Source organism: Loigolactobacillus rennini DSM 20253 (assembly GCF_001436505.1).
Classification (GTDB): Bacteria; Bacillota; Bacilli; order Lactobacillales; family Lactobacillaceae; genus Loigolactobacillus; species Loigolactobacillus rennini.
The window spans coordinates 1-10,000 of the sequence record NZ_AYYI01000079.1 but is presented as its reverse complement, the minus strand read 5'-3'; the positions used below and the strand labels follow the sequence as shown (position 1 = coordinate 10,000).

Genomic DNA, 10,000 nt, shown 5'->3' with positions numbered 1-10,000 from the left:
GAGATCTCCAAAGGATAGAAACTATCCTTCAACACCATTTGACAAACTTCCATAATATCATAAAAGCTTGCAGAACCGTCAGCCCTGCAAGCATTAACATTACTTTTTTAGTTCCAGATAAGCGTAATAACCGCTTATCGATCATTTATCATTCACCACTTTTTTAGCGGGAACCCGCCGATTGAAAATTACGTAACTCCAAATTGTATAAGCTAAAACGATTGGGACTAAAATCACGGCAACGATCGTCATAACACCTAGCGTGTATTCTGTTGACGTTGCGTTTTTAATTAAAATACTGTTAGCAGCGTTATTACCAACCATAACCCGTGGGAATAAGCCATTGAACAATAAGGCTACAACTCCCATTAAAGTTAAGCCACTAAAGATAAAGGAAAGGACGTCTTTATCTTTATAAGTGCCATAGGTGGCAATGACACTGAATAAAACAATCAATATCAAAATGGTCCAACTAGAAATTGGCCGCTTAACAAAGAAATCTGTTTCCCATAATAGTAGTCCAGCAAAAACAACTAATCCCACGAATAAAACCGGGTACAAAACTTTAGCCAGTGCTTGCGCACGTTGTTTTAATGCACCTGATAATTTAAGCCGAATCAAATTTAAGCCATGTAATAAGCAAAGCAATGTAACCGCAACACCACCGACGATGGAAAATAAATTGATGAAATCGCCAACGCTGCCACTAATATTGCCGCTAGCATCTAAAGGCATCCCTTTAACCAAATCAGTAAACATGACGCCTAATAAAAATGGTGCACACAAACTACCGATGGTTAGCGCCCAACCCCAGAGTTGTTTGCCACCCTTTGAAATCGCATGGGAGCGAAATTCAAAAGACACACCACGTAAAATCAGTGCAAACAAGATGAAGAACAAAACGACATAAAAACCAGAAAAGAGACTGGCATACCAGAATGGAAATGAAGCAAACATGGCACCACCTGCTGTAATTAGCCAAACTTCATTACCATCCCAATGTGGCCCAATCGCTTGAATTAACTGACCACGTTCGTCTTCATTATGGGCAATCAGGCGCAAAGACATACCAACACCGTAATCAAATCCTTCTAAGAAGAAGAAAACTGAAAATAATAACCCAATCAGAAAGAACCATAATAATTGTAGATTAGTCATGACTGAAGGCCCCCTTTGATAATGGATCGACAGTGGTGCCGTAGCCATCCGATTGATCTAAAGCATCTGGCCCAGCAACTAACGTCCGGTGCGAGAAGTAAATCATCGTGGCACCTAATAATGTAAAGATTAAGAAGTACAACGAATTCGACATCCAAAGCTGCCCAGCAGTGACGTTTGGTGAAACAGCATCTGCAATGGTGAACAAGCCGTAAACGATCCATGGGAAACGGCCTAACTCAGTGATGAACCAACCACAAGTATTAGCAATGAATGGTAGCCATAAGCATAAACCTAAAACGTACAATAACCAACGTTTGTTTTGTAGGGTATTCTTCTTTGCCCGGCTGAACCATAAGCCTAATGCCGCGACTAAGATGAAGAAAGCACCACTACCAGCCATGATCCGGAAACTCCAGAATAAAGTGCGCGGCGGAACATAGTAATTCATATCCGTTCCTAATTTATCCGCATACTTTTCCTGTAATTCTTTATTGATGGTTTCCATCCCTTTAACTGAGCCAGTGGTCCGGTGGTAAGTTAACAAGCTCAACATCTTAGGAACTTCCACTTTCCAAGTTGTTTTATGTGTTTTCGGATCGATTTTTTCGACCACGGTCCAAGGTGCCGGACTATCGGTATCTTTATAAATCCCTTCAGTAGCCGCAAATTTCATTGGCTGATCTTTAACGATCATCTGAGTCTGTAAATCACCCACACCAACCGTTAAAATTGCACCGACTAAACCAACCCATAAACCAACGCGTAAGGATTTATGGTAGAACTCCCGATTCTTTTTCTTCAATAACCGCCAAGCAGACATACCTGCTAAGGCAAAAGCAGCTGTGGTGAAAGCACCAAAAATCACGTGCGGAAATTCAACCCACAATTGCGGATTCTTCAATAAACCTGCAAAACTGGACATTTCAGCCCGGCCATTGGCAATCCGGTAAGCCACCGGGTTTTGCATAAAACTATTTGCGGTTAAAATCCATAACGCTGAAACACTGGATCCGATGGTGACCAGCCAAATGAATAAGGCATGGATAGCCGGTTTGAACCGATCCCAAGTGAACATCCAAACCCCGATAAAGACAGATTCCAAAAAGAATGCTAATAATGCTTCAATAGCTAGTGGGGCGCCAAAAATATCCCCCATAAACCTTGAATAATCAGACCAGTTCATCCCAAACTGGAATTCTTGAATAATACCAGTAACGACCCCAACAGCAAAGCTTAACAGAAAAATCTTTCCCCAGAACTTTGCCATTTTTTTATAAATTTCTTCATGTTTAACAACATAAATAGTCTCCATAATAGCAGTAAGTAATGCCATCCCGATTGAGAACGGTACAAAGAAGAAATGAAAAACAGTCGTCATGGCAAATTGAAAGCGTGCCAGTGACAAAAGACTGACCCCAAGTACGTACATAATCCTAACCACCCTTCTATTTTTGTATCCACTTTCATCTATATTATAGGCTATTTAACTACTGTCCCGCAAATCAAAATTTCAATAAACAATTTACAAAAATTGCCATTATTCATGCGTTTCATCACAAAATAATCATTACTGTTAACCACCTGTTAAGGCGCATATTTCTTGCGTGAAAAGCCAAATGCCAGTATGGTTAAAAAATCAATCTCGCCTGACTGGAGGAATTTTATCGTGACTAAACGACAATCTGGCCAAGCCAGTAACATTATCAGCGGACAAAATTACCGCTTTACCGTTCTAACTGAACGAATGATTCGTCTTGAATACAGCACAGATCACCATTTTGAAGATCACTTAACCCAAATGGTTCAAAACCGTAATTTGGGAACACCAGACTTTAAAGTTTATCGACAACGCAATCATCACGAATTAGAAATCGTAACGGATTACTTTCACCTTTATTATAAAGGCGGTCCTTTTACTGCTGAATCACTTTATATCGACACAAAATATGGCTATTCTTCTTACGACAACCGCTGGAATTTTGGGCAACCGGTAAACACGCTAAAGGGGACAGTGCGTACTTTAGACGAAGCAGATGGTGTCGTACCCTTGGAAGAAGGGCTGATGAGCCGTAACGGTTACGCTGCCATCGATGATAGTGCATCCTTTATTATCGAAAATGATTTATTACGCCCAAGAACCGCAATTGGCGCTGATTGGTATTATTTAGCCTATGGACATGACTATTTTAGTTGTCTTAAAGATTACTACCAATTAACCGGATTCCCCCCACTGCTACCACGTTATGCTTTAGGCAACTGGTGGAGCCGCTACCATGCCTACACACAAGATGAATACCAAAAATTATTTCAACGTTTTGAACAAGCAGGCATTCCGTTTTCAGTGGCCGTATTAGACATTAACTGGCATTTAACCCAAATTCCCCGTCGCTTTGGTAGTGGTTGGACCGGTTACACTTGGAACCACAAGCTTTTCCCCCATCCTGAGCGTTTACTAAAATGGCTCCACGAACGGGGCAAAAAGGTAACTTTAAACGTCCATCCTGCAGATGGTATTCGTGCATTTGAAGCGCCTTACCCCACTGTAGCCAAGCACTTAAACCTAGATACTACCGCTGAAGAACCTGCTTTGTTCAATTTACACGATGATGCCTTTCGCAAAAGCTACTTTGAAGACGTGCACCACCCCTTAGAAAAAATCGGCGTCGATTTTTGGTGGATCGATTGGCAGCAAGGCACTAATTTATCTACCCATAGCGTTGATCCCCTCTGGCTGTTAAACCATTATCACTTTAAGGATAGCAAACAACGCCATGGAGAAGGCTTGATTTTGTCCCGCTATGCAGGCTTAGGTAGTCACCGCTATCCAGTAGGCTTTTCTGGAGATACCATCGTTAGTTGGGCCTCTTTAGCTTTCCAACCTTACTTCACGGCAACGGCAGCTAACGTAGGCTACACTTGGTGGAGCCACGATATCGGCGGCCACATGCACGGCCAACGGGATGATGAACTCGCACTTAGGTGGCTGCAGTTCGGTGTGTTCAGTCCAATCATGCGCCTTCATTCTAGCGGTAATTTGTTCAGTGGTAAAGAGCCTTGGAATTACAATCATGAAACAGCAGCGATCATGCGTGAATTTTTAAGATTACGTCACGAACTTATTCCCTATTTAGACTCAGCTAACTTTAAAACGCATAAATTCGGACAACCGTTAGTACGACCGATGTATTACCACCATGATGAACCCACTGCGTATGAATTCAACCAACAAGCGATGTTTGGTTCTGAAATGCTGGTCGCGCCGATTGTAAAGCCTCAAAATCAGCGACTAAAACAATCAAAAGTGACCATTTGGTTTCCTGAAGGTTATTGGTTCGATTTTTTCACTGGCTTACGCTACCGAGGTAATGTGATTTTAAATGTTTTCCGTGATAATCACCGTTATCCAGTTTTTGTTCGTGCTGGCGGTATTGTCCCGCTCAATCCCTACCCTTTAAGCGACCCAACACCACTGCCAAAAACGTTGACCATTAAACTGTATCCCGGTGCTGATAATGTTTACCATCTTTATGAACATCAAGCCAACTGCACCGCGGTAACAACTTTTACCTGGGACTGGCACAAGCGCCGCTTAAGAATCAAAGTAACGGATCCGAATCAAATCATTCCAAAAAGGCGGATTTTGCAATTACATTTCATCGGTGTCACCCCATTTACGGTACATCCGGCACCAACCATCAAAAATAACACCAGCACGCACAAGCAGCGCATTATTTTCATCCAAAATGCTGGTGCAGCCTTTGATGCGACTTTTGAACACATGGCTCTTGCACCACAACGTGATCTAGTAGTTGAGCGCTTATTTGATAAATTACGTCGAGCTCAAATCGATTACGATTTAAAAGAATTAATCTGGCAAAAATTCATCTCGGCAGATAGTAAAATCCAATTCATCAGCTTTTTAAACACGTTAAACGATCAAGAACTCGCAACGTTCTTGTATGAAATTGTTTATCTAATGTAAAACACCACTGAAAGTTGCCAGCAGCCTAAGCAAAATCACACTGCTGGCAACTTTTAATTCAAATTAGATACGTTGTCCGCAATTTAAAACTAGTTACAGGAGTGATTGTCATGCCAATTTGCATCAAAATTGCTTCAACCACTAATCATCAATTTTGCACACCATTAATGACACTTTATGTTTCCATTTTAGAACAAAACCCTGCTGTTGAATTCGAATTTTTCGTTATCGCGGATGCATTAACCACATTGGATTTTCACTATTTAAAAACAATCGAACACCAATATGCTAACTGTCAAAAAATTACCTTCTTAAGTGTTGATCCAAAAGCTTATGCGACTGCCGCTACCAACCAGCGCATCATTCAAGCGGCCTATTACCGAATTGATTTACCAGAAATTTTACGCCGAGAAACACGCCTGCTTTATTTAGACAGCGATATGATCTGCCGTGGTGATTTACGTCCATTATGGCAAGCACCGTTGCAAGGTAAATTAATCGGTGCTGTAGAAGATGCGGGCTACGTTGAAAATCGGCTAAATCAAATGCAAATTGCTTACCATCACCGTCGCTATTTTAATTCCGGATTAATGTTAATGGATTTAACTGCTTGGCGCCAGCACCGAATTTCGCAACAAGTCAAAGCGTTCATCAAAGTCCGCGCTACTCAGTTACGTTATCATGATCAAGACGCACTAAACGCCATTTTGGTGGATCGCTGGCTCCCCTTACACCCCAAATACAACGCACAGTCAAAATTACTCTGGCGGCAACAACAACATTTTGATCCCACTGTCGAGCACCAAAACACGGTGGCCCGCAGCTCCCCGGTTTTAATTCACTACGCAGGTTTTCGTAAGCCTTGGCATCCAGAAATTTGGCACCCAGCAACAGCGGCCTACCAAGCTTATCAACCAATTGTACAACGTTTGAAATTAAAAGCAGCAGAAAAACCATATGTACCAAACACCAGCTGTACATCACAACATTAAACAAGCGGCTGTGACAAAACGATTACTTTTGTCACAGCCGCTTGTTTTCATAATTCAGTTATCAACGACACCCTAACGCTTAATGATTAACTAGAACACTTTTTTCAATCGCTTTGGCTACCCCATCATGATCATTGTCGGCAGTCACATATTGCGCCGCTTCTTTGATGGCAGTGATGGCATTTCCCATTGCTACCCCGGTTCCAGCGTATTTAATCATGCTTAAATCATTACCTTGATCACCAATAGCCATGACATTTTCTGCAGTCAAGCCTAAATGCTTAGCCAAAATGGCTAATGCTGCACCCTTATTAACCCCCTTTTTCGTTACTTCTAAGAAAAACGGGGCACTGTGCATAAAGTTAAACCGTTGCTGTAATGGCTGAAAGATTTCTTCTTGCGCTAATGCGGCAGTCAACCGTTCTGGTTCATCGACCAGCATTGCTTTGGGCATGGTCACTTGGCGCATTTCTTCTGGCGTACGGTAAGCAATCTGCAGGGAGACTAAATTAGCTTCATAGATCGTGTATTTACTTAAATCCCGGTTGGCTGTATACAGGCGCTGATTGTTTTCAATTTGAAAGTAGACACCTAAGCGCCGTGATAATGCCTCTAAGTCAATGTAATCATCATAGTTCAATCCAGTTTCACTAATCAGTTGCCCAGCAGTAGTGGCCACAGAAGCCCCATTAAAGGTGATCACATACTCAGCTTGCAAATCAGCTAACCCTAATTGTTTTAAAAACCCGGCTACACCAGCCATTGGTCGCCCAGTACACAACACAACTTTAACACCTTGTTGCTGGGCAGCTTTAATGGTTTCAATGGTTGCCGGTGCTAACTGATTAGCTGAAGTTAATAGCGTTTTATCAATATCAATTGCAATGATTTTAATCATGTGGTTGTCCTCCAAGGTTAAGTTGTCGAATGGTGTAAAAAGCGCGTTTCATTCCATAATTGCCGTGAAAAATGCTGCCCATCTGAACTGCTCAACTGCGTCACACTAGTGTTAGCTAAAATACCATGCTGCCGAATGTCACTTAAAGGAATCCCTAACACGCGTTGCAATAAAGTGGTTAGAAAAACACCATGACTAGCGATTAAAACATTGCCTTGTGGATTTTCCACAAATATTTGTTGTAACGCTTGGCGTCCCCGTTTTTCCAATGCTTGATAACTTTCAGCGTGAATCACTGCCGCATTGTAGCGCTCCGGTTGCTTGAAATAATAGTGATACTGCTGTTCATTTTCGTGGGCTGCTAATGTATCACCATCCCAATCACCTAAATCAATTTCTCGCAACTCGGGTAAAATCGTCGTGGAAACTGTTGGCCGTTTATTTTCTGCTAAAACCGTCTCTAAAGTTACCTTAGCTCGGCAAAGTGGGGATGTATATGCATGCGTAAAATGAACTTGCCGCAAATATTGGCCAGCCTGTTTCGCACCGGCTACACCCACAGGCGCCAGCGGAATATCGATGCCACTGCCGCAAAAGCGGTGCTGTTGATTCATGGTTGTCACACCGTGACGAATAAAATAAAATTCGGTCACATTTTTCACCTCAGAATTAAATAATGCCACTAAATAAATTTATGGTAGCATGCCTAGTAAATTGCTGCAAACGGTGTCACTATAAAATTGGTGATAATAGTCGCGAAAAGCGTTGTTTCAAAGTTAACCAGTAAGGTTGTTGGTCGATTTCAGCTTGTGTCAGCAAACGAGAGTGCGCCATGTCTGCTTTAAAAATCCGTTCCAACTGTTTCGCAATCTTTTTATCATACATAAAAGCATTGACTTCAAAATTTAATTTATAACTGCGAAAATCTTGATTAGCGGAACCCACACTGGAAATTTTGCCATCCATAATTGCCGTTTTAGCATGTAAAAAGCCATTTTCATAAATGTAAATTTTAACCCCAGCAGAAAATAAATAATTGGCGTAATACTGTGTCGCACGGTAAATAAACGGATGATCCGGCATGTGGGGAATCATGATGCGCACATCAATTCCCGATTGTGCGGCGATAATCAAAGCAGACAATACACTTTCATCAGGCACTAAATAGGGTGACTGCAACCAGATGCTCTTTTTTGCCATTGAAATCATTTTAATGTAACCAGATTTAATCTGTTCTCGATCAGAAGTCGGTCCGGAAGTGACGATTTGCAAAGCAGTCGTTGCATTTTTAAGCCGGGCTGCCCGCGGAAAATATTTCGGACTATAACTGACATGCTGTTCTTGGGGCACCGAAATGTTCCAATCCATGACAAAATGAGTTTGCAAAGCTAATACGCCGTTACCCACAATCCGCAAATGGGTATCGCGCCAATAACCAAATTTGGGTAAGCGCCCTAAATATTGATCGCCTACGTTAAACCCGCCGGTATAGCCAATTCGACCATCAATCACGACAATTTTACGGTGACAGTGATAATTTAATCGGGTCTTCGTAATCGAACTATGCGATGTGATGAACGTGGCTGCTTCACCACCTAATTCTTCTAAATGACTAAACCATTTTTTAGTGGTGCCATGGGAGCCAAATGCATCGTAAAGCACCCGCACTTTAACCCCTTGAGCAGCCTTTTTTTCCAGCAATTTAAGTAATTGCTGTCCGATTTTATCGCTGTAAATTGTATAGTACTCAATGTGGATGCTTTCCTTAGCTTGACGAATGTCAGCAAATAAAGCCGCAAATTTTTGCTCGCCATCCGTTAAAATCTCGACACGGTTACGCTTGGCCAGCGGTGCGTGATCATTTGTTTCAAAAAGGCGCACCATGCTGCTAGCATTGGCAGTGATCTGCTCGGATAAGGGCGTGTCAAACTCTAAATCGTCATGGCGCTGCATGGCAATCATTTCTTCCATCCCTGTCCGGTCTTGATGTTCGATGCTAAATAGCTTTTCGCGGCCCATTCCCCGACCAAGAAATATGTAAAACAAAAAGCCCACAATCGGCAATAGCACTAATACCAATAACCAAGCCCAGGTCGAAGAAATATCACGATGCTGCCGAAAAACGGTCACAATCGCTAGAAAAGCATTTAACGCAATAATGACATCGAAAATCAGTTGCAACCAACTCATGTTTTTCTCCTCCTCGATCTTTCCAATGACATTTATTATACGCTTCTTCCACTAAAAGCCGAACCATTTTACTAGTTTTTCCAGACTTACTATCGATTGAATAATAAAAAAGCACAACCAGCCAATAGTCGCTGCTATCGCCGCAAGGGCGGTGCCCGATTAACCAGTTGTGCTTAATTTTATTAGGTGATTTTAATTAGTGTTCAAAGGATTTTAATCCGAGCGCTTGACCTAATTTATTGCCAGCTTCAGCCCGAGTTTTAATTTGGTCCATATTAAAAATAATTCCAGTAATTTCATGATCAGCAAAATCATACCGTTCATAGTAAATGTAAGGTGCTTCGTCTGCATCATGAAAAGCCGCACTGATTTTTTCAGATAATGCTCGTGCCCAGTCATCCTGTTGGATTTCTGGAATATCTTTGCGCGTGATGTAGCCTTGTTTCTTGATCAACGCTACCCCTTGCTTAACGACTGCCGGATCGATTTCGATCGTCTTTTTTTCGTCAGCTTCTGTTTCCTTTTTTTCTGCATCTTTATCAGCCATTTTATCGCTTCCTATTTATCTGGGTGGCAAGCCCTAAAGTTTACTCTTTTATTATAGTTCTTTTTCTTGCAGAATGTTACTATCATACTTTTTATAAATGTGGCATAATGTGGGTATTATTGGTGGAGGTTATGGTTTATGCAACTTTTTGGTAATCGGCGGCGAATTCCGTTACTGAAGTGAACCCTTAAAATTGGACAACTTTATTAAGCTGCTTTCTGGGCGGTAAG

At 41.8% G+C, this 10,000-nt stretch carries 8 protein-coding genes; 2 read left to right on the top strand and 6 right to left on the bottom strand.

What is annotated here, in order from left to right; translation table 11 throughout:
• Nucleotides 1-141: 141 nt before the first annotated feature.
• Together cydB and FC24_RS09160 are read right to left on the bottom strand one after the other, a co-directional pair.
• On the bottom strand, nucleotides 142-1,158 hold the full coding sequence (gene cydB / locus FC24_RS09165) for a cytochrome d ubiquinol oxidase subunit II (RefSeq protein WP_057874579.1): 1,017 nt from the start codon (nucleotides 1,156-1,158) through the stop codon (nucleotides 142-144).
• On the bottom strand, nucleotides 1,151-2,590 hold the full coding sequence (locus FC24_RS09160) for a cytochrome ubiquinol oxidase subunit I (RefSeq protein WP_057874578.1): 1,440 nt from the start codon (nucleotides 2,588-2,590) through the stop codon (nucleotides 1,151-1,153). The genes cydB and FC24_RS09160 overlap by 8 nt, the downstream gene beginning before the upstream one ends.
• A gap of 237 nt (nucleotides 2,591-2,827) precedes the next feature.
• Here FC24_RS09160 and FC24_RS09155 point away from each other — a divergent pair, with 237 nt between their 5' ends.
• Complete coding sequence (locus tag FC24_RS09155) at nucleotides 2,828-5,143, top strand: glycoside hydrolase family 31 protein (protein WP_057874577.1); 2,316 nt, start codon at nucleotides 2,828-2,830, stop codon at nucleotides 5,141-5,143.
• A 110-nt stretch (nucleotides 5,144-5,253) separates the two neighbouring features.
• Nucleotides 5,254-6,135 carry a glycosyltransferase family 8 protein gene (locus tag FC24_RS09150; protein WP_057874576.1) on the top strand — a complete coding sequence of 294 codons (882 nt, stop codon included), beginning with the start codon at nucleotides 5,254-5,256 and terminating at the stop codon, nucleotides 6,133-6,135.
• Nucleotides 6,136-6,214: 79 nt separating this feature from the next.
• Here the strand turns inward: FC24_RS09150 and yidA are convergent, their stop codons facing one another.
• From yidA to FC24_RS09130, 4 genes are all read right to left on the bottom strand, one after another.
• Entirely contained in the window at nucleotides 6,215-7,033 is an 819-nt protein-coding gene (gene yidA, locus FC24_RS09145) for a sugar-phosphatase (RefSeq protein ID WP_057874575.1), read from the bottom strand.
• A gap of 17 nt (nucleotides 7,034-7,050) precedes the next feature.
• Entirely contained in the window at nucleotides 7,051-7,686 is a 636-nt protein-coding gene (locus tag FC24_RS09140) for a histidine phosphatase family protein (RefSeq protein ID WP_057874574.1), read from the bottom strand.
• A 79-nt stretch (nucleotides 7,687-7,765) separates the two neighbouring features.
• Nucleotides 7,766-9,223, bottom strand: a complete 1,458-nt coding sequence (cls, locus tag FC24_RS09135) for a cardiolipin synthase (protein ID WP_057874573.1) — start codon at nucleotides 9,221-9,223, stop codon at nucleotides 7,766-7,768.
• Between the two features lie 196 nt (nucleotides 9,224-9,419).
• The gene (locus FC24_RS09130; RefSeq protein WP_057874572.1) at nucleotides 9,420-9,770 is read right to left on the bottom strand and encodes a hypothetical protein; all 351 of its coding nucleotides are present in this window, start codon (nucleotides 9,768-9,770) and stop codon (nucleotides 9,420-9,422) included.
• Nucleotides 9,771-10,000: the final 230 nt, after the last annotated feature.

Coding starts and splice junctions, on each gene's coding strand:
- yidA (WP_057874575.1), bottom strand. CDS start 7,033: ATGATTAAAATCATTGCAATTGATATTGATAAAACGCTATTAACTTCA.
- cls (WP_057874573.1), bottom strand. CDS start 9,223: ATGAGTTGGTTGCAACTGATTTTCGATGTCATTATTGCGTTAAATGCT.
- cydB (WP_057874579.1), bottom strand. CDS start 1,158: ATGACTAATCTACAATTATTATGGTTCTTTCTGATTGGGTTATTATTT.
- FC24_RS09160 (WP_057874578.1), bottom strand. CDS start 2,590: ATGTACGTACTTGGGGTCAGTCTTTTGTCACTGGCACGCTTTCAATTT.
- FC24_RS09150 (WP_057874576.1), top strand. CDS start 5,254: ATGCCAATTTGCATCAAAATTGCTTCAACCACTAATCATCAATTTTGC.
- FC24_RS09130 (WP_057874572.1), bottom strand. CDS start 9,770: ATGGCTGATAAAGATGCAGAAAAAAAGGAAACAGAAGCTGACGAAAAA.